Source organism: Beijerinckia indica subsp. indica ATCC 9039 (genome assembly GCF_000019845.1).
In the GTDB taxonomy this organism is placed as follows: domain Bacteria; phylum Pseudomonadota; class Alphaproteobacteria; order Rhizobiales; family Beijerinckiaceae; genus Beijerinckia; species Beijerinckia indica.
On sequence record NC_010581.1, the window covers coordinates 3121451 to 3140566 of the forward strand.

Annotated in this window: 16 protein-coding genes; 2 read left to right on the forward strand and 14 right to left on the reverse strand. The window is 57.0% G+C overall.

Annotation, left to right across the window (positions count from 1 at the left end; genetic code table 11):
• Window positions 1–16 precede the first annotated feature (16 nt).
• Entirely contained in the window at window positions 17–1900 is a 1884-nt protein-coding gene (locus BIND_RS13825) for a sensor histidine kinase (protein WP_012385663.1), read from the reverse strand.
• A gap of 132 nt (window positions 1901–2032) precedes the next feature.
• The gene (locus BIND_RS13830; RefSeq protein ID WP_012385664.1) at window positions 2033–2728 is read right to left on the reverse strand and encodes a response regulator transcription factor; all 696 of its coding nucleotides are present in this window, start codon (window positions 2726–2728) and stop codon (window positions 2033–2035) included.
• Window positions 2729–3546: 818 nt separating this feature from the next.
• On the opposite strand from BIND_RS13830, the gene BIND_RS13835 reads away from it, so the two are divergent.
• Window positions 3547–4329, forward strand: coding sequence for a HugZ family pyridoxamine 5'-phosphate oxidase (locus tag BIND_RS13835; RefSeq protein ID WP_012385665.1), 783 nt, complete (start codon window positions 3547–3549; stop codon window positions 4327–4329).
• A gap of 7 nt (window positions 4330–4336) precedes the next feature.
• Here the strand turns inward: BIND_RS13835 and BIND_RS13840 are convergent, their stop codons facing one another.
• The 9 genes from BIND_RS13840 to sdhC form a co-directional block, all read right to left on the reverse strand.
• Entirely contained in the window at window positions 4337–5689 is a 1353-nt protein-coding gene (locus tag BIND_RS13840; protein WP_012385666.1) for a sodium:proton antiporter, read from the reverse strand.
• 67 nt (window positions 5690–5756) lie between these two features.
• Window positions 5757–8825, reverse strand: coding sequence for a DNA polymerase I (gene polA / locus BIND_RS13845; protein WP_041778850.1), 3069 nt, complete (start codon window positions 8823–8825; stop codon window positions 5757–5759).
• A 221-nt stretch (window positions 8826–9046) separates the two neighbouring features.
• Window positions 9047–9385 carry a heme-degrading protein HmuQ gene (hmuQ, locus tag BIND_RS13850; RefSeq protein WP_012385668.1) on the reverse strand — a complete coding sequence of 113 codons (339 nt, stop codon included), beginning with the start codon at window positions 9383–9385 and terminating at the stop codon, window positions 9047–9049.
• A gap of 107 nt (window positions 9386–9492) precedes the next feature.
• A complete protein-coding gene (locus BIND_RS20750; protein WP_012385669.1) occupies window positions 9493–10272 on the reverse strand; it encodes a lytic transglycosylase domain-containing protein in 780 nt (259 codons plus the stop codon).
• 210 nt (window positions 10273–10482) lie between these two features.
• Window positions 10483–11262, reverse strand: a complete 780-nt coding sequence (locus tag BIND_RS13860) for a succinate dehydrogenase iron-sulfur subunit (RefSeq protein ID WP_012385670.1) — start codon at window positions 11260–11262, stop codon at window positions 10483–10485.
• A 213-nt stretch (window positions 11263–11475) separates the two neighbouring features.
• Window positions 11476–11976: a hypothetical protein gene (locus BIND_RS13865; protein WP_148210650.1), complete on the reverse strand. Its 501-nt coding sequence runs from the start codon at window positions 11974–11976 to the stop codon at window positions 11476–11478.
• Between the two features lie 120 nt (window positions 11977–12096).
• The gene (gene sdhA / locus BIND_RS13870) at window positions 12097–13935 is read right to left on the reverse strand and encodes a succinate dehydrogenase flavoprotein subunit (protein ID WP_012385672.1); all 1839 of its coding nucleotides are present in this window, start codon (window positions 13933–13935) and stop codon (window positions 12097–12099) included.
• A 48-nt stretch (window positions 13936–13983) separates the two neighbouring features.
• Window positions 13984–14376, reverse strand: a complete 393-nt coding sequence (sdhD, locus tag BIND_RS13875; protein WP_012385673.1) for a succinate dehydrogenase, hydrophobic membrane anchor protein — start codon at window positions 14374–14376, stop codon at window positions 13984–13986.
• A gap of 164 nt (window positions 14377–14540) precedes the next feature.
• A complete protein-coding gene (gene sdhC, locus BIND_RS13880) occupies window positions 14541–14954 on the reverse strand; it encodes a succinate dehydrogenase, cytochrome b556 subunit (protein ID WP_012385674.1) in 414 nt (137 codons plus the stop codon).
• Window positions 14955–15480: 526 nt separating this feature from the next.
• On the opposite strand from sdhC, the gene BIND_RS13885 reads away from it, so the two are divergent.
• Window positions 15481–16410 carry a CE1 family esterase gene (locus BIND_RS13885; RefSeq protein WP_012385675.1) on the forward strand — a complete coding sequence of 310 codons (930 nt, stop codon included), beginning with the start codon at window positions 15481–15483 and terminating at the stop codon, window positions 16408–16410.
• 66 nt (window positions 16411–16476) lie between these two features.
• Here the strand turns inward: BIND_RS13885 and BIND_RS13890 are convergent, their stop codons facing one another.
• The 3 genes from BIND_RS13890 to BIND_RS13900 all read right to left on the reverse strand — a co-directional run bounded on the left by BIND_RS13890 (window position 16477) and on the right by BIND_RS13900 (window position 19089).
• The gene (locus tag BIND_RS13890) at window positions 16477–17772 is read right to left on the reverse strand and encodes a TAXI family TRAP transporter solute-binding subunit (protein WP_050764010.1); all 1296 of its coding nucleotides are present in this window, start codon (window positions 17770–17772) and stop codon (window positions 16477–16479) included.
• A gap of 232 nt (window positions 17773–18004) precedes the next feature.
• The gene (locus tag BIND_RS13895; protein WP_012385677.1) at window positions 18005–18301 is read right to left on the reverse strand and encodes a hypothetical protein; all 297 of its coding nucleotides are present in this window, start codon (window positions 18299–18301) and stop codon (window positions 18005–18007) included.
• Window positions 18298–19089: a DUF2092 domain-containing protein gene (locus BIND_RS13900; RefSeq protein WP_148210651.1), complete on the reverse strand. Its 792-nt coding sequence runs from the start codon at window positions 19087–19089 to the stop codon at window positions 18298–18300. The genes BIND_RS13895 and BIND_RS13900 overlap by 4 nt, the downstream gene beginning before the upstream one ends.
• Window positions 19090–19116: the final 27 nt, after the last annotated feature.

Below are 19116 nucleotides of genomic sequence, written 5' to 3' on the forward strand. Positions count from 1 at the left end.
TCTCTCGAAAGCCCGTTTATCCAGTCCATCCGAAATGATGCACCGTTTCGGCTTTTCTCGGCGTGGGTGGTGGCGCGACGGCGCGGGGGAGCCAGACCACAAAGCGCGCGCCGCAAATTGTGTCTTCCTCGTCGTCCGATCCCAAAAGAAAACGATTCGTTGCGCTAATATGGCCCCCATGCGCCTCGATGATCTGGCGCGAAATCGACAGGCCGAGACCGGAATTCTGACCGAAACCCTGGTTCGGACGGTCCGTATAGAAACGCTCAAAAATGCGCTCGAACGCATCGGCTGGAATTCCCGGTCCGTCATCGTCGATGAGGACTTCGATTCCACCGGGCGAATGCCAATCACCATGATCCCCTTTGGCCGGACGCAAGATCAGTCGGACGCTGGCGCCCGATGCCGAGAAGGAACGCGCATTATCGACGAGATTGTTGAACACCTGGCCCAGCCGCGAATCATGACCCAGCACGACAAAGTCCAGCCGGTGGCGATGATCATGCTCCCGCTCCGTTACGCAATCCAGGCTGACCTGGACGCCATTTTCCGTCTCGACCTGATTGGCCATGCCGACCACCGCCTCGAGCAGCTTGGCGAGATCGACGAAATCCATATCGGCGCGAGCAAGTTCCGCGTCGAGTCGCGAAGCGTCGGAAATATCGCTGATCAGCCGGTCGAGCCGGCGCACATCATGCTGGATGATGGACAAAAGCCTTTGATGCGATTCCGGTGTCCGGGCGATCGGCAGAGTTTCGACCGCACTGCGCAATGACGTCAAAGGGTTCTTCAATTCATGCGCGACATCGGCGGCAAAACTTTCGATCGCCTCGATCCGATTGTAGAGCGCCTTGGTCATGTCGCGCAGGGCGCCCGACAAATGGCCGATCTCATCGGCGCGCTCGGTAAAATCGGGAATCTCCTGCCGCGATTTCGTGCCGCGCCGCACACGATCGGCGGCCTCGGCCAGATGCCGGATCGGTTCGGCGATCGTCCCGGCGAAGAACAGCGAGAGCACGAACATGATCGCCGCTGAAACCAGAAAGATCCGCACGAGCGCCCAGCGCTCGGAGGCGATGATCTGATCGATATCCCCTCCTTGAGTCGACAGCAGAAGCGCGCCGCCCACGGCACGGAAACGCTGGATCGGCACGGCGATCGAAACGATCGTCTCACCCTTGCTGTTGACCCGCACCACCGAGAGCTCGCCGCCGGCAAGAGCCCGGCTCACTTCTGGATAGGCCTTGCCATTGCCGCCGCCTATATCTTCATAAAGCGGCAATTCCGTCACACGGAAATGCTCCCGCGCGGCATGCCAGAGGCGCACATAGAACGGCGCCGATGCGGCCGGAGAGGCCGGGGGTAGATCATAGCGCAGAATATTGCCGCGGCTCGTCAGGGATTGCGAATCGATGAGAAGATACCCATCGCGATCGTAGATCCGCGCCCGCGTGCGGGTGGGCGAGGCGAGACGGCGCAAAACCGGCCCGACACGTTCAGGATTAATCGAAAATTCGAACGACGGCTGACGTTCGTCAGAAAATCCATAGGTTTCGCCGGGGGTGAGTTGCAGCAAGCGTTCCGGATCGACGGTGATCGCATCGGTCTCGACACTCGCCGAGGCGGCAATCGCCGCTGCGATGATCTCGCCTTGCGTTTGCAGGCTCTGCATGCGCGCGTCGATCAAACCGGCCCGGAATTGGTTGAGATAGAGAAAGCCGAAGAGCAGTGCGACGAGACCACCAATATTCAAGACGATGATTCGCCGCGTCAGCGAAGAAGAAAAGCGAGCGGCCACCGCGCGCGAAAGAACGCGCAGGCGACGCAGGAAACCACGCCGGAGCCGCCGCGCACGCTGCGCCGCTCGCGTGGAGCGATCGAGCCCCGCGCGTTCGATCATCACACGCTCCGCCGCCCGACCTCCAGAGATCGGATTATCCCTCGCTTCGAGACTCATCGCTCCTTCGTTCTATCGAGCCGCTTCCATCGGCCTGCAATCCATCAACTCCCGTATCATCGATCCGGGAATCGCTCATTCCTTGAAGCGATATCCGACCCCATAAAGAGTCTCGATCATTTCGAATTCGTCATCAACAGCCTTGAATTTCTTGCGTAGCCTTTTGATATGGCTATCGATCGTGCGATCATCGACATAGACTTGATCATCATAGGCCGCATCCATCAAGGCATTGCGGCTCTTGACGACGCCGGGACGAGTCGCCAACGCCTGCAGGATCAGAAATTCGGTGACGGTCAGGGTTACCCCCTCATTCTTCCAGGTGCAGGTATGGCGCTCCGGATCCATCTTCAACTGGCCGCGCTCGAGAATCTTGATCTCGTTTTCTTTCTGCGGCACTGCCTCCTTCGGATTGGCACGGCGCAAAATGGCTTTGACGCGCTCGACCAGCAGACGCTGGGAGAAGGGCTTCTTGATAAAATCGTCGGCACCCATCTTGAGACCGAATAATTCATCGATCTCGTCATCCTTGGAGGTGAGGAAGATCACCGGAATATCCGATTTCTGCCGCAACCTCCGCAAAAGCTCCATACCATCCATGCGGGGCATCTTGATGTCGAAAATGGCGAGATCGGCAGGGCTCGTTTTCAATCCGTCGAGCGCGGTCGAACCATCCGTATAGGTCTGAACGCGATAGCCTTCGCCTTCCAGAGCGATGGAGACGGAAGTGAGAATATTACGGTCGTCATCGACGAGTGCAATGGTCGGCATGAAGGGTCCAATTCGAAGAGGTCGCCGGCTCATCCTATGAGCCCAATCGGGCGAACCTTGGCCTTTTCCTCAAAACTTGCGCCATGCCACGTTCACGGGATTTGACGGCCGAAGTGTGGCATCCGCTTCAGAGGGGGCACGGCTACAGCATCAAACCTAAAAGCGGATATCCCATTCAGGATAAACTTAACGAATTTTCAAAGACATAGAGCGTGACGGCCGTTTCGATTCAAAGCTTGCAGCACTCTAGTATTCCAGAGCTGAACGGATCCTGTCCGCCCGTTTTTGCCCTGCCCCGCGCTGGCTGCATGGCTTACGGTCCATCCAAACCACCCTGCACCAAAACCATAAGCAATATTCCGCTCGGGAATTTCAATGTCCGCAAACCCGTCACGGTTTATTTAAGATTTTAAGACGGACCGGCGCAAAAGGGCAAACCATCTTTTCTTTATAAGATAGCCATATCAAAGATTCAATATTTTTCGTAACTTAGCCATTAGCATGGCTGTTGAGCACGAATCGTGGCAGCAATATGAGCGTCCTCGTTGCTGATATTCGGCTCATAGTCGCATTTTTGGTTCGGCTGACTTTCATCATGCGCCCTGATGCCTGCCTCAGTCATGCCGCCCATGCAATGATAAGCCTTGAAAAGAAGGGCAGCTTCGCTCACTAACTAAAAGATAACTGATGACGGACTGTCTGTTTTTCACCTGGCAATCCGATGGCGGCGCATTTTCTGATTTCTTCCAGCCCGAAGCCGGAACCCTATCTGGCTCGATCACACCGGCATCGGATGCATGACTTGAGCGTGAGCCTGCATGAACTCCAAGGATAACGGAGACAAATCCGGTCACCTTCCGTCCTACGATGCAGTCAGCGAGGCCAAACGTCTGTTGCGCGTCATTCGCGCCGGCACGCTGGCCACCTTGGCGCCGGAAGATGGTTTTCCCTTCGCCAGCCTCGTCAATGTCGCGACCGAACCAGATGGTTCGCCCCTCCTCCTCATATCCGCACTCGCCACCCATACCAAACATCTCATAGTGGATGATCGTGTTTCACTTCTCCTCGTTCAGACAGGGCCCGGCGATCCTCTCGCGCATCCGCGCCTGACCGTGACGGGACGCGCCGAAGTCCTCAAGGACTCGGAAGCGCGTGAGACCGCCAAACGGCGCTTCCTCAACCGCCATCCGAAATCGGCGCTCTATGCTGATTTTCCCGATTTCTCCTTTTGCCGCATCCGCCTCCAGCACGCCCATCTCAACGGCGGTTTCGGACGCGCGGGGCAATTTTCCGCCGCGCAGATTCAGACGTCCATCTCTGGGTCCGCGAACTTGATAAGTTCCGAAGTGCGCGCTTTGACCCATCTCAACGCGGACCATGCCGTAGCGCTCGCGCTGCTCGCCAAAGCCTTGGCCGAAGCCCCCGATGGCGACTGGCGGGCGACCGGCATCGATCCGGAAGGGCTCGATCTCGCCTGCGGCGACCGCACAGCGCGCATTGTTTTTCCGGCGCTCGTCCATGATGCCGAAGAGTTACGCAAGACATTGGAAAATCTTGTCGATGTCGCGCGCGTGGCCCTGTCCAAGCTGCAACATGCCTGAGCTTTCTTCATCCGATCCGGAAGAAGAGCCAGGTGAGGCCGAGAAACAAGGGCAAGAGCAGCCCGCAGGACCACAGCAGATAGCCAAGGAAACCCGGCATGGCGATGCCGTTCTTGCGCGCCAGGGCCGCGACCATGAAATTCGGCGCATTGCCGATATAGGTCATGGCCCCCATGCTGACCGCTCCAAAGGAAATGGCCGCAAGCACATCAGCCTTGGCATTCATCAAAACGGCCGGGTCGCCTCCCGCCAATTCGAAAAAGACAAGATAGGTCGGCGCATTGTCGAGGAACGAAGAGAGCAGCCCTGTCGTCCAGAAATAGGCTGACGGCAAAGGTCTGCCTTCTAGAGTCTCCAAGCCGCCGATCAAGGGAGCGAGCGGGCCCTGTGCCCCCGCCTGCAGCAAATCCATAACCGGAACGAGGCAGATGAAGATCGCGGCGAAAAGCTTGGCGACTTCGATCAAGGGGTCAAAATCGAATCCATTGTCGCGACGGATATCCCGCTTCGTAAAGAAAAGAGAGAGACCGCCGAAAAGGATCATCATGACGTCACGTGCCAGGGCTTCAGCGGCGAGCGGGATACCGAAAAGCTTCAGATCATAGTCTGGATGCCAGAGACCGCTGAGGATGATGGCACCGACCGCGCCAAGGATGAACAGAGCGTTGAATATCCCTCTCACCTCCAGGCCCGAGGGATGCGCGAAGTGCCCTGCCCGCTCTCGATTCTGTGGCAGGAGGGAGTCGAGAAGAAAGAAGACCGCAAGCAAACATCCGATGGAAATCAGCGTATGCGGCCAGAGGTGACGCAAGGTCCAGAAGAAATCCACCCCGTGCAAAAAGCCGAGAAACAGGGGTGGATCCCCCATGGGCAGCAAGGCCCCGCCGATATTGGACACGAGGAAAATAAAGAAAATCACGACATGCACATTGAAGGAGCGATGCGCATTGGCCGCGATCAGCGGCCGGATTAGGATCATCGAGGCCCCGGTCGTGCCGATGAGACTCGCAAGCCCACTCCCCAGCCCCAGAAGCAGGACGTTGGAAAACGGCGTGCCGGTAAAACCACCCCGAATGGAAATGCCGCCCGCCGCCGTGAACAAGGCGAACATCATCAGGATGAAGGGCATATATTCGTGCAGAAGAGTAGCAGTGATGGCCGTTATGGCGGCCGGCACACCCGATTTCATCATCAAGACGGCGGCAGCACAGAGAGCCCAGGCAAGAGCGATCTTGCCGTAATGATTATGCCACCAATGTTTGTGGACGAGCGGCCCAACCGCGATCGAGAGAATGAGACCCGCGAAAGGCACGGCCTGCCATAAAGAGAGGCTCACCGAAGCGGCGGGAGAAACGCTCATCCGTGACGCTCACAGCCACAGCGTTTATATTGACCGCGCTCACGAGGCATACGGACAATCAGCGCTCTCAATGGGCCTCATCCCAATTCTGGGCGGCCTTGGCATCAACCTGCAAGGGCACGGACAGGTGGACCGCCGGCAAGGGCGCCTCGACCATGATCTTGCGCACAACCGCAATGGTCGCCTCGACTTCATCGTCCGGCACTTCGAAAATCAATTCGTCATGCACTTGCAGCAGCATTTGCGCGGATAATTTTTCCGCCGCGAGCGCGGCTTCCATATGGATCATCGCGCGGCGGATAATATCAGCCGCCGAGCCTTGAATGGGCGCATTGATCGCCGCGCGCTCATTCAAAGCGCGTTCTGAAGGATTCGAGGCCTTGATGCGCGGATAATGGCATTTGCGGCCGAAAATCGTTTCGACATAGCCATTCTCACGCGCTTTCTTCTTGGTGTCGTCCATATAGGCCCGGATGCCGGGGAAACGCTCAAAATATTTCTTGATATAAGCGGCCGCTTCCTCACGGGGGATGGCGAGCTGATTGGCGAGGCCGAAAGCGGAAATACCATAGATGATGCCGAAATTGATGGCCTTGGCACGGCGCCGGATCTCGCTCGGCATTCCTTCGACCGGAACCCCGAACATTTCCGAGGCGGTCATCGCATGAATATCGAGGTTTTCAGCAAAGGCGTTTTTCAGCGACTTGATATCGGCGATATGGGCGAGCAGCCGCAATTCGATCTGGCTGTAATCGGCTGAAACCAATTTACGCCCTGGCGGGGCGATAAAAGCGCGCCGAATCTTGCGTCCTGCCTCATTGCGGACCGGGATGTTTTGCAGATTGGGCTCCGAGGACGAAAGCCGCCCGGTGGTTGTCGCGGCCAAAGCATAGGATGTATGCACGCGCCCGCTCGAAGGATTGATATAGTTTGGCAGCGCATCCGTGTACGTGGATTTGAGCTTGGCCAACTGCCGCCAGTCGAGAATGCGGGCGGCAAGGTCGACGCCCTGCTCGGCAAGATCCTCAAGAACGCCGGCGGCGGTGGACCAGGCTCCCGTCGCGGTCTTCTTGGCGCCCGGCAGGCCAAGCTTGCCGAACAGAATATCCCCCAATTGCTTGGGGGAGCCGAGATTGAATTTTTCCCCGGCGAGTTCGTAAATCTCCGCCTCGTAGCGCGCCATATCCTGCGCGAAATCGCTTGAAAGCCGGCCAAGCAACGGCGGATCAATCGCAACGCCCCGGCGCTCCATGCGGGCCAAGACGTCAATCATCGGCCTTTCCAAGGTCTCATAGACCGTGGTCATCTTTTCCGCAGGCAGACGCGGTTTCAGAACACGCCAGAGCCGCAAGGTGACATCGGCGTCCTCCGCCGCATATTCCGTCGCCTTGTCGATCGCGACCCGGGCAAAGCCGATGAAAGTCCGGCCGCTGCCGGCAACCGCGCTGAAGGGGATTGGCTTATGACCAAGATGTTTCTCGGACAAGACATCCATGCCATGGTCGGTCAGACCAGCGTCGAGCACATAAGAGAGCAGCAGCGTATCGTCCAAGGGCCGCATCTCGACGCCGTGCTGTTTCAGCACGATCCAATCATATTTGACGTTCTGTCCGATCTTGAGGATGCTTGGATCTTCAAGCAGCGGCTTCAGGCGCTCCAGCACCACGCCGATCGGCAATTGCCCCGGCAGCAGGCCCTTACCTTCAAACAAATCCTGCCCTTCGCCGCTCGTATGGCCGACTGGAACATAGAAGGCCTTTCCCGGTTCCGCGCAGAGAGAAAGACCAGCCAGATCCGCAAGCATGGGATCGAGCGAGGTGGTTTCGGTATCGATGGCAAGCAGGCCCGCTTCATAAGCCGCCGCGATTACAGCATCGAGAGCCTCAAGAGTGACGATCGTCTGATAGGCCGAGTGCTCGAATGTCCCAGCACGTCCCTCGGCGGCGCGGGCGGAGGCGAAGAGACCCGGTCCGCTGCCCAAAGCTGCTTTTTCAACAGGCTCACCATAACGCGCATTGCGTTTCGGCCCGCTTCTTGTCGCGACTTCTCCCGAAGCTTCAGCACCGGCTGGTTCCGTCGCCCCCTCACCCGCTTTTGGCTCGGCTTCAACGAGCACCTCGCCATTGCGGCCGCGCCAGCCGGCCGCGCCGCAAAAGGCCGGATCGGGCTCGACCGCAGCAAGATCGACGCCATAGGCTTCAGCCACGCGTTTGGTCAGAGTGGTGAATTCCAGCGCCTTCAAATAAGCGACGAGCTTGTGCGGTTCCGGCGCATGCAAGCCAAGATCGGCGAGCGGGATTTCCACCGGCACGTCACGAACCAGAGTGACAAGCTTGCGGGAGATTTCGATCAGCCCGACGCTTTCCGGTTCAGTGAGGATCTCGCGCCGTTTCGGTTGCTTGATCTCTCGGGCGAGCTTCAAAAGATTATCGAGATCACCATAATCATTAATGAGCTGCGCCGCCGTCTTGATGCCGATGCCGCGCGCGCCTGGAACATTATCGGTCGAATCGCCAGCCAACGCCTGGACATCGATGACTTTGTCAGGGCCGACACCGAAATAGGCGACGACCTCCTCTTGCCCGATCCGCCGTTCCTGCCGTGCTCCTTTGGCGCCAGCCTCGCCGGAGGCAGGATCATACATGGAAACGCCCGGCCCGATCAGTTGCATCAGATCCTTGTCAGCGGAAATGATCAGAACCTCAGCGCCGAGAGCATGGGCCTGCGTCGCATAAGTGGCGATCAGGTCATCCGCTTCATAACGATCCTGCTCGACCGGCTGCAGGCCGAAAGCGCGGACGGAAGCGCGCATCAACGGAAATTGCGGGATGAGATCTTCCGGCGGCTCCGAGCGATTGCTCTTGTAGGGCGGATAAATCTCCTTGCGAAAGGAATTTTCCGACTTATCGAAAATGATCGCCAGATGCGTCGGCTTCAGGTCCGCCGCGCCCTCGCGGATGAACTGGAACAATTTGGTGCAAAACAGGCGCACCGCGCCAGTCGGCAGACGGTCAGACCGATAATTATATTTGGCGTCTTGCCGGATCGACTGAAAATAGGCCCGAAAGACAAAGGAAGAACCGTCGACTAGGAACACTCGGTCGCCGGCTTCGATCGGACGATGAACAAGGGTCATGATATGATCTTCGGCAAAGTTTCGCAGCGGAGCCAATGCCCGACCGCACACGGAGCCGAGCATAGAACGCCCAGCCCTCGTGTACCATTCTTTTCAAAATCCCGGAGTATAGAGCATCGCTCGTTAAATCGGAATCATGAGCGATGCTCTAAATCTTTATAAAAGCATCAAATTTTTCCGAAAAATGGTGTCCACTTTTCGGTTTGATGCTCTAGGCGCGATTATTCGGCGGCTTGCGCAACGGACCGATTGCTCAAGCTCTGCACGGATTCAAACCCTTCGAATTCGGGATGGCCGAGATAGAGCGGCTTGGCGCTCCCCGCCCCGGCATGCGCGGCACGGAATTGCTCGGATTGGGTCCAATTGACGAAATCCGTCTTGCTCGCCCAGACCGTATGCGAGGCATAGAGCGTATAGGTCTCGGTTTCTGGACCACGCAGCAGGTTGAATTCAATGAAGCCGGGCAATTCCTTCAGGCGACTGTCGCGGGACAGCCATTTCTGCTCGAAGGCCTGTTCCTCACCCTTGATGATCTTGAAACGGTTCATCGCATAGAACATGGCTTGCTCCCAAAATCGCACCCGGCGGACGCTTTCTTTTGCCAAGGATCAGGGGAAAAAGGCAAGCTTCGCGGGGGGATCATATCACGCTCCCGCACGGTTTGAACTCAATACGCGCTAAAAGGACGAGGCGGTGGCAGAGGCGCGACGACCGGCGCCTTGTCCGGAAAGGAACCACCTGTCATGCCGGCATCAAGGCTCGCCACTTGATATTCCCCCGGATTTCTTTCCTCACGCGGAGCTTCGCCGGCAAGAGTTGGACGTACCGGCGGCAAGGGCACGACAACCGGCATGCTGCTCGACGCCATCTCCACCGGAGTGGAAGCTAGCTGGCTTCCACTTTGCTGATGGGCCATTTCATATTCGGAGCGGGCCAGAGCGAGATCCCGCGACATTTCACGAGCGGCCGGAGCCATAGCCATGATGGGACGAGAGGATATCGGCGCCGAATCGGCTGTGCGCAACTCACCGAGCATATTCTTGCTCTTCGCCGTATAATAATAACCGGCAGCGTAAAGGGTGACGGCACGATCCTCGTTGCCACCCGCGAGCCGATAGGCATTGGCGAGATAGGGCACGGCATAAGCAAGATTGGTTTCGGCGTCGAGCAAGCCCTGCGGCGATCCTGAATACCCCATACTGCGGGCCGTCGCATATTTGATCTGCATCAGACCCAGATTGCCTCGGCTGACGAGGTGCGGATTGCCTTTGCTTTCACGCCGCACGATGCGATGGACGAGACGTTCCGGAACACCATGCATCGCGGCATAATGGGCGATTTTCGCGTCAAGCGCCGGGGTCGTCTCGGCGTAAACCTTATCTGCAAGCGCTATAGCACTCAAAGGCAGACAAGCGATCGCCGCTGCGCGGATTGGAAAGCCGATCATCAAGCATCCTTTCTCGGGCCTTATTCTAAACCGCAGAATAAGGCTCAAAGAAGGCAAGCCTCGCTCAAGCCACGATTCCGATCAAGAACGACGTCCATTCCTCCCAGCGGTCACGAGAGATGACGACTGAGGATTCTCGAATTTCTGCCTTCTCAACAGATTGGCAGAAATTCGAGAAAGTGCCTTCAATTCAGAGAGATATTTCTCGGATCAGAGCTGGCGCTCGATCATCATCGTCTTGATTTCGGCGATGGCTTTGGCAGGGTTGAGCCCCTTGGGGCAAGCCTTGGCGCAATTCATGATGGTGTGGCAGCGGTAGAGCCGGAACGGATCCTCGACATTATCGAGACGCTCACCCGTGGTTTCATCGCGAGAGTCGATCAACCAACGATAGGCCTGGAGGAGCGCGGCAGGACCGAGATAACGGTCACCATTCCACCAATAGCTCGGGCATGAGGTCGAGCAACAGGCGCAGAGGATGCACTCATAAAGGCCGTCGAGCTTGCTGCGATCCTCAGGCGATTGCCGCCATTCCTTTTCCGGAGCCGGCGTCGTCGTCTTGAGCCAAGGCTCAATCGAAGCATGCTGCGCATAGAAATTGGTCAGATCCGGCACGAGATCCTTGACCACCATCATATGCGGCAAAGGATAGATCTTTACCGCCCCTTTGACCTCATCCATGCCTTTGGTGCAGGCAAGAGTATTGGTGCCGTCAATATTCATGGCGCATGAGCCACAAATGCCTTCGCGGCAGGAACGGCGGAAGGTCAGCGTCGGATCGATATTTGACTTGATATAGATCAAGGCATCGAGAACCATCGGCGCACAATTGTCACGATCGACGAAATAAGTATCGATGCGCGGATTGGCTCCATCCTCTGGGTTCCAGCGATAGATGTGATATTCCTTGACGTTTTTGGCTCCAGCCGGCTTCGGCCATGTCTTGCCTGTCGTCACCGTCGAATTTTTAGGGAGGGTAAACTGAACCATGATGAAGAACCTTTAGAATTTCAGCCGCAAAGAATGCCGGTTCACCGTCTGTTTGAGACCAGGCAAGATCCCATGCATGATCGCCGTTCCATTCCACCTGCCTCCCTTTCGAAGTCTCCTCTCCAAGAAGAGACTTCGATCATTCTCGATGTCGCGCCCGATCCCCGAAAGTCTCAAACTCCGCAAATCGGGTTTTCGGCCTAGCCCAAAGCCTTATTCGGCGGAAGCCTGACGGGTCCATTCCTCGTTAGAGGCATAACAGCCCGTAAAGACCAAGCGATCCCGACCTTTGAGGCTCGGCGTGCAGCGGACCCAAATGACCTGCTCGTCACGGCGATCCTCCATGTTGAGATCATTGCCCTCCCACCGGAAAGCAAGTTTGTCCGTGCTCTTCTTCTCGCACGGTTCTTCTTTCCCATTGGCGGTTTTGCCGCAGATCTTAACACTGGCCACATATTTTCCATCCGCGCCGAAACAGCGTGTCCGATGCACTTGTTTCTCGCCAGTGGCCTGCCCCTCCTCCGAGGAGCCGGTTCCCCAACAACCGATCAAGACTTCCGGACTTACAGCACCTTGGGTTTCCCTCTCGGCGGCGAAGGTCGGTTTCATATTCGAGGCGGAGAGCACAAGGCTCGCGCAGAGCAGATATTTCCAGGCACCGTGCATGATTTCCTCCCGTGCCTCGCTTTGCGAGGGCATTTTTTTTTGTTTCAACTTGGCTTCTGCTCCCGACGATTCGATTGCCGGGAGCCTATTTGAAACAACGCCTTAAACGGCTTTTTTGTTCATGCGGCCCAGGTATCGGAAAGCTCACGCCGTCCGATAGTCTACTGATCAATAAACACGCGCCTTGGGCTCAATATACTGCATCTCGTTGGTCATGGTGTAATTATGCACCGGCCGGTAATCGAGGCTCACCGTATGGGCCGTGCCATCGATCGAGGCCAATGTATGTTTCATCCAGTTCTTGTCATCGCGCTCGGCATAATCCTCACGCGCATGGGCACCACGTGATTCCGTGCGGTTGACCGCGCCATCCATTGTGACGACGGCCTGCACGATCAGATTATCGAATTCCAAGGTCTCGATCAGATCTGTATTCCAGATCAAACCGCGATCCGTCACACCGATTTGATCCTTAGCCTTCCAGACTTCATGGATGAGCTTGGAGCCTTCTTCCAGGGTCTCGCCGGTCCGGTAGACCGCGCAATTATTTTGCATGACCTTCTGCATCCGCAACCGCAGTTCAGCGGTGGGCAACGAGCCCTTGGCATTGCGGAAATGATCGAGGCGGGAGAGCGAAAGATCAGCAGAACCGGCCGGAAGTTCCGGCTGTTTCGCACCGGCCGTTACGATCTCGGCGGCACGGAGGCCCGCGGCGCGGCCGAAAACCACCAGATCGATCAGCGAATTCGAGCCAAGACGATTGGCGCCGTGTACGGACACGCAAGCCGCCTCGCCAAGCGCCATCAAGCCCGGCACGACGACATCTGGATCATCACCCTTCTTGATGACGACTTCGCCGTGATAATTCGTCGGGATGCCGCCCATGTTATAATGGACGGTCGGCAGAACCGGGATCGGCTCCTTCGTGACATCGACGCCCGCGAAGATCCTGGCGCTTTCCGAAATGCCGGGGAGCCGCTCATGCAGGATTTTCGGGTCGAGATGGTCGAGATGAAGAAAGATGTGATCCTTGCCCTTACCGACGCCACGGCCTTCGCGGATCTCCATCGTCATAGCGCGCGAAACCATGTCGCGGGGCGCCAGATCCTTCACCGACGGCGCATAGCGTTCCATGAAACGCTCACCTGACGAATTGGTCAGATAACCGCCTTCGCCGCGCGCGCCTTCGGTGATCAGGCAACCCGCGCCATAGATGCCAGTCGGATGGAATTGCACGAATTCCATATCCTGCAGCGGCAGACCAGCACGCAGCACCATGGCATTGCCGTCGCCCGTGCAGGTATGGGCGGATGTCGCCGAGAAATAAGCGCGGCCATAGCCACCCGTCGCGAGAATCACGAGCTGGGAACGGAAACGGTGAATCGTGCCATCATCGAGCTTGAGACAGACGACACCACGGCAATGGCCATCTTCCATGATTAGATCGATGGCGAAATATTCGATGAAGAATTCGGTTTGGTTACGCAGGGCCTGCCCATAAAGCGTATGCAGAATGGCATGGCCTGTGCGGTCAGCAGCCGCGCAAGTCCGCTGTGCCGGCGGACCCTTGCCGAAATCCGTGGTCATACCGCCGAAGGGCCGCTGATAGATACGGCCGTCTTCCGTGCGCGAAAACGGCACGCCCCAGTGTTCGAGCTCGAACACGGCTGCCGGCGCATTGCGGCAGAGATATTCGATGGAATCCTGATCGCCCAGCCAGTCCGATCCCTTGACGGTATCGTACATGTGCCATTTCCAATTGTCCGGCCCCATATTGGCGAGCGAGGCGGCGACACCGCCCTGCGCCGCGACCGTATGCGAACGGGTCGGGAAAACCTTGGAAATACAGGCCGTGCGAAGCCCCGCCTGGGAACATCCCACGGTCGCGCGAAGACCAGCCCCGCCTGCACCGACGATAACCACATCGAACGTATGATCGGTGATCGGATAAGCGGTCCCGTTATAGGCCGGCGCCGCGGTTCCGTTCGATGATCCGTTAAGGGCCATGATACTGCCTTTCAGCCAATTTAAACGACCAGTCCGGTCCCGTATTCGTCAGAGGAAGCTCAGCTTCAAGACGGCATAGATACAGGCGAGGCCGATGCAGAAGGAAAAGAAGAGATTGCCCAGAAGCGCCCAATCCTTGAAATGCGGTTCGTGAACGTAATCATCAATGATCGACTGCATGCCAATCTTCATATGATAGACGCTGGCGAGCACGAAAAGCAGGATGAGAAGCGCGGGCAAGGGGCTACCGAGCGTCGCGACGACGTCCTGATAATTCTTGCCGAGCAAGGAAAGGACGATCCAGACGAAGGCAATGCTCAGGGGCAACAAGGCAACCGATGTAGCCCGCATATGCCAAGTTTCGGCGGTTCCGGATCGCGCCGCGCCGAGAAAACGAACCCGGCTCGCCGCGGTCCGCATGGAAGAAGAATCATGCCTCATGTCGTCCCATCCCTAATAACCGGCACGCCTAAACTGACGCGGCGGCCTCGAGACCGCCCATTCCTGTGATTCGCCAATCCAGCACAGGTGCGGGAGCAGGAATCAGCCCGTATCCGATCCCTACCCAATTTCCGCATCACGACCAGCTGCTGGAAACGAAGGGGCTAGCCGATAAAATAAGCCAAAATCCAAACGAACAGGGTCAGGAGAATCCCGCCGATTAAGGTCGCCTGCGCCAGAAACTCGCGCCCAGCGGCATCGAAACCATAGCCGGCATCCCAGATCATGTGCCTGACACCACCAAGGAAATGATGAAACAGAGCCCAGGTGAATCCCAGGAGGATCAATTTTCCGAGAATGGAATTGAAGAAGATCGAGGCTGTCGCAAAGGCCTCAGGTCCCGATGCGGCAGCGATCAGGTACCAGGCCAGGAGCAAGGTTCCCAAATAGAGCGCCGCGCCCGTGATGCGATGCACAATCGACATCATCATGGTGAGCATGGGCCGATAGATCAGCAAATGCGGGGATAACGGCCGTTGGTTTCCCACCCTGCCAGGACCTAGATTGATTTCGGCCATGGGCTTCGCTCACTTCTTTCGTAAAAAGACTTCCACATCAACGCTGACCGCGCCGTTGAGTCTCTTTAGCCTCCCGCCTCATGGCGACAGACGGCTCCCCGTGCCGGCTTGTTGATATTCGTTCCAGTAAAGGAAACCTACGCATCCTACAACGCACTTGCACTCACCTCTTCGACAGAGGCGCTTTTGACGCGGCCTATTGCCTGTTCTTCACTGTTCGTCATACCAAAGGTCGTGAATAACGATCTTTGGTTCCTTTCTTGAATTTTCGCTTTTTCAAAGCGAGAGCGAAAATTCAAGAGTGGTCCAACGGTCATCGATCATGACCGTTGGTATTATTCACACGGAATCGAATCACCCTCCAGGCTCTGTCAATCTCGCGAATGGTCCTGCCCCACTATCGGGTGGCTTTGCCGAAACTGAATTCCCCTTCAAGAATCACGACATTTTCAATTCTGCTTGTCATGCTTGGCTTGGCGTGGGCATGATAATAAACTGAAAGCTCTTGTGGTGCGCATTGGAAATCATGGCATTGCCTCGCCCAGCCTTTACGCTTGGACCCGCTCTTGGTCTTGCGCTCGGTCTTTGTCTTTTTCCGTGGGTTTCCTCCGCGAGCCATGCCGCGGATGGCAGGATTACTGTGCATTCGGGTGGGCAGACCCGGTCAGCCATATTGGTGCAGCACGAGCGCCTTAAAAAAGCACGCCGGCCCCTCATCATCGTGCTGCATGGTGGCAGCGGCAATGGCGCACGGGTGCGCCATCTTCTGGGCCTTGAAGAAATCCTGCATACAGCACGGCCGGTCATGGTCTATCCCGAGGCGATCGGCGGCCATTGGGCAGCCACCACTGAAGTCGATGCCCAGCGCGACAAAACATTCATCCATGATCTGGTCGATCGCCTCGTCGCCGATGGTATCGGCGACCGGCGGCGGGTTTTCCTGATCGGCGTCTCCTCGGGTGGAATGCTGGCCTTGCGGCTTGCCTGCAATAATCAGGGCGAATGGGCCGCGGTCTCCACTTTACTGATCAGCCTGCCTGCCGATCTCGCCCAAAGCTGCGCGCCCGCCCGGCCGGTGCCACTCATAATGATCGCCGGCACGCAGGATCCCTTCGTCCCTTTTCAGGGCGGCCTCGCCAATCTGCCCGACAATAAAATTGAGCTGGCGCCGATCATGACGACGCTCAATATTTTCGGCAAGGCGGCCGGCTGCGGTGATGGCCATGTGTCGACCCTTCTGCCGAATCGCGATCCCGCGGACGGAACCAGAGTCTCGCTCGACAAGCTCAGCGGCTGCAAGGTACCCGTGGAGCTTTTGCGTGTCGAAGGCGGTGGCCATACGATTCCAGGCCATCGCGGCGCGGCCATGGGACTCGGATCATCACGCGGCGCCTACAATAATGATATCGACGCGACCAAATATATCTGGGATTTCTTCCGCCGATTCGGAGGATAGGCATCAATCGTATTCGCCGCCGCGATTGGAAAGAAGCACGCGCTTCTGAAATCACGCGCTGCTTTTTTATTCCATTCCTTGACCTTGTTGCTGCCTCAGGAAGGCCAAACGCTCCGCGATCGCCGCGCGGCCATGCAGCACGGCGATCGCATAAGTATTAATGTCATCACCTTCGATGGTCCCCTCCGATCGCGCCTCGATCAACTGTAACACGATGGAATCCAATTCATCCTCGAGTTCCGCCAATGCCCGTTCGTCAGCTTGGCGGACCCTTTTGAGGAAGCTCGCCAGGCGATCACCGACCGGCTCCATGTCCTGCCGTGGTCCCCTGATCCGGCTCCACAGCCAGGTGAGGCCGGAGCCCAGGATACCCAAGGCCGCGGAGCCGATCCAGAACAGGCTTTCAAAACGATCGAACAGGCTCGGCGCATCCCCATCGAAATAGGCTTTCGCTCCCGGATGAATCGCAAATTGGGTATCGTCCGTGTCAGGCGCCTCTATTCCCATCACCGAGGGTTCTGTCGAGGCCAGACGCGTTTTTGCCTCGAGGAGTTTGCGGGCCACCTCCCCTACGACATAATTCGACATGCTTTGTTTGGCGACGAGACGCAATGTGACGGCGAGCGTGGCCGTGTCTTCCTCGGGTTGAGCCTTAACGCCGCCAAATGAGCCTGCGTCTATATCCACCTTTTGAAGACCGCCAAAATGTTTCACCATGGCGTCAGCTTCATCCACACCGATGATCTGCGGCGTGCCTTTTGTCGCCTTGGCGGCGGCGGCATAAGCCTCGCTCGAAATCCCGATACCGGGGATACCGACAACATAGATGGCGGCGATTTTCTTTTGCCCCAGCGCCACACCGGCCTCAGCAGGTGTGAGCTGGAGCCTGTTTACGGACGTGGTCGGAATATTGTTGTAGGTGAGAATTTTATCGAGAAGAGCCTGATCCTCCGGCGGACCCGGCAGGAACCCGATTGTCCTGTTGCGAAGATTACTGAAACTTTCGATCGAGGAATTCGGCGGGATGATCAGAAAGACCTGATAGGTGCGCAGAATAGCAATGGTCTGGGCCTTGGATGGCAATCCGACATCGGTGCGTAAGATCGCGAGATCGACCTTGCCATCCTGGAGAGCCGCAGCCGCGGCCGGCATATCGGCGACGGAAATCCGCTTCATCCGAACCCAATGGGACGATTGACTGGCCTCCCGCCCCAAAGCCTGGAGCATCTTGGATGTCGTGTCGCCAAGCGGAGGAACCGCTACCGTTAGAGGCCATGTGATGGATCGGGCGATCCAAATCCCTCCCGCGATCAAGCCGCCAAGAAATAAAAGCGCAATGACGCTTTTCAAGACGCGCGACATGACCATTTCTCCGGCTTCCTGCCAAGAGACGCCATCAGCGCCTCTTGGCTCCTTTCTCGAATTTTCGCGTTCCCAAAGGCATAGCAAAAATTCGAAAGCGTTCTAATGGTCATGTTTTATGACGTTAGTATAGACATTACCACATCAAGGACATCATTCGGTATCGGACGTTCTAAAAACAGGGTAGCCAGCGCGCACAGTAAGATTACAGAGCAAGCCCCCATAACAATGCTTACGGGCAGCGCCAGTAGACTTGGCCATAAGCATTGACCACTTGTACGCAGCCCGGCACTACGGCGGCGCCCGCTGCAGCACCCGCTGCTGCTCCCACGGCAACGGCGCGACGCGTCGTGCGGCGCGCGACACCGGCATAGCTCATGGGCGTGAGCGGGCGGCCAATGACCGCTTCAGCAGAGGAGACAAGCGATCCATTGGAGGAGTGCGAGGGATGATCATTCACCAACAAGACAAAAGCCATCAGGCCCGCCACGCAGGTGGAAAAGAAAATCTTCTTCCGAAAGCCTATCATTTCTGCCCTCCTACAGGCGCGCTGTCAGGAACCTCATCCAAATTTGGCAATTGACCAAGATCAACTTTTTGCGCATCGGCCGGCGGCTTGAAGGTGAAAGCATCCGGCGCGAAGGAAACGTCGGTCTTCCAATTCTTGAAACGGATCGAATATTGCGGCGCCTCACCGACCGCCTTGCTGGTGATCAGATATTTGCATGGAATCGGCTTGTCGCCCACCCGAACCCAGAGCTGCCAGTCCGCATCGCTGTTACGGAATGCCAAATGTTCGCACTCCACACCATCAATCACGCCTCGGCCGATATGTTTGCCCTCGATGACATCTTCCAGGAGCACGTGATAAGGATTGGAAACGAAGAAATCGGCAGCAGGCAGATCCACAGAATATTTATTGCGAAGATCATCGATAACCTGATCGAACGAGCCGCTGGCATCTAATTGCGCATATTTATTGATACGTTTTCCAAATAGCGTGACCGTCTTTCCATCATCGATAAGCTCGGCATCGACATAGCCGCCCGTGCGTTGCACCCGGAAATTGGAGGGCCGACTGATATTCACATTGCCAGAACTGTTGAACTGCAGCTTCTGGTTCAGCGGCGTGACAACTTCTATTTCCGTATCGAAATCGAAAGCGATCGTTTTCTGGCTGGCCAGATAATCCGACATGGCCTTCACGATCGCATCCGCTTCCCGCGCCTGATCGTCCGCAGTGCTGGGGCCGGTCATCACCACCGACAAGACCAATCCCGCCACAGCCCCGATGGGCAACCAGTCCCGTCGCTTCATTCTGCCGATCCAAAGCATTGTTCACGC

Coding starts and splice junctions, on each gene's coding strand:
- BIND_RS13825 (WP_012385663.1), bottom strand. CDS start 1,900: ATGATCGAACGCGCGGGGCTCGATCGCTCCACGCGAGCGGCGCAGCGT.
- BIND_RS13830 (WP_012385664.1), bottom strand. CDS start 2,728: ATGCCGACCATTGCACTCGTCGATGACGACCGTAATATTCTCACTTCC.
- BIND_RS13835 (WP_012385665.1), top strand. CDS start 3,547: ATGAACTCCAAGGATAACGGAGACAAATCCGGTCACCTTCCGTCCTAC.
- BIND_RS13840 (WP_012385666.1), bottom strand. CDS start 5,689: ATGAGCGTTTCTCCCGCCGCTTCGGTGAGCCTCTCTTTATGGCAGGCC.
- polA (WP_041778850.1), bottom strand. CDS start 8,825: ATGACCCTTGTTCATCGTCCGATCGAAGCCGGCGACCGAGTGTTCCTA.
- hmuQ (WP_012385668.1), bottom strand. CDS start 9,385: ATGTTCTATGCGATGAACCGTTTCAAGATCATCAAGGGTGAGGAACAG.
- BIND_RS20750 (WP_012385669.1), bottom strand. CDS start 10,272: ATGATCGGCTTTCCAATCCGCGCAGCGGCGATCGCTTGTCTGCCTTTG.
- BIND_RS13860 (WP_012385670.1), bottom strand. CDS start 11,262: ATGGTTCAGTTTACCCTCCCTAAAAATTCGACGGTGACGACAGGCAAG.
- sdhA (WP_012385672.1), bottom strand. CDS start 13,935: ATGGCCCTTAACGGATCATCGAACGGAACCGCGGCGCCGGCCTATAAC.
- sdhD (WP_012385673.1), bottom strand. CDS start 14,376: ATGAGGCATGATTCTTCTTCCATGCGGACCGCGGCGAGCCGGGTTCGT.
- sdhC (WP_012385674.1), bottom strand. CDS start 14,954: ATGGCCGAAATCAATCTAGGTCCTGGCAGGGTGGGAAACCAACGGCCG.
- BIND_RS13885 (WP_012385675.1), top strand. CDS start 15,481: ATGGCATTGCCTCGCCCAGCCTTTACGCTTGGACCCGCTCTTGGTCTT.
- BIND_RS13890 (WP_050764010.1), bottom strand. CDS start 17,772: ATGTCGCGCGTCTTGAAAAGCGTCATTGCGCTTTTATTTCTTGGCGGC.
- BIND_RS13895 (WP_012385677.1), bottom strand. CDS start 18,301: ATGATAGGCTTTCGGAAGAAGATTTTCTTTTCCACCTGCGTGGCGGGC.
- BIND_RS13900 (WP_148210651.1), bottom strand. CDS start 19,089: ATGAAGCGACGGGACTGGTTGCCCATCGGGGCTGTGGCGGGATTGGTC.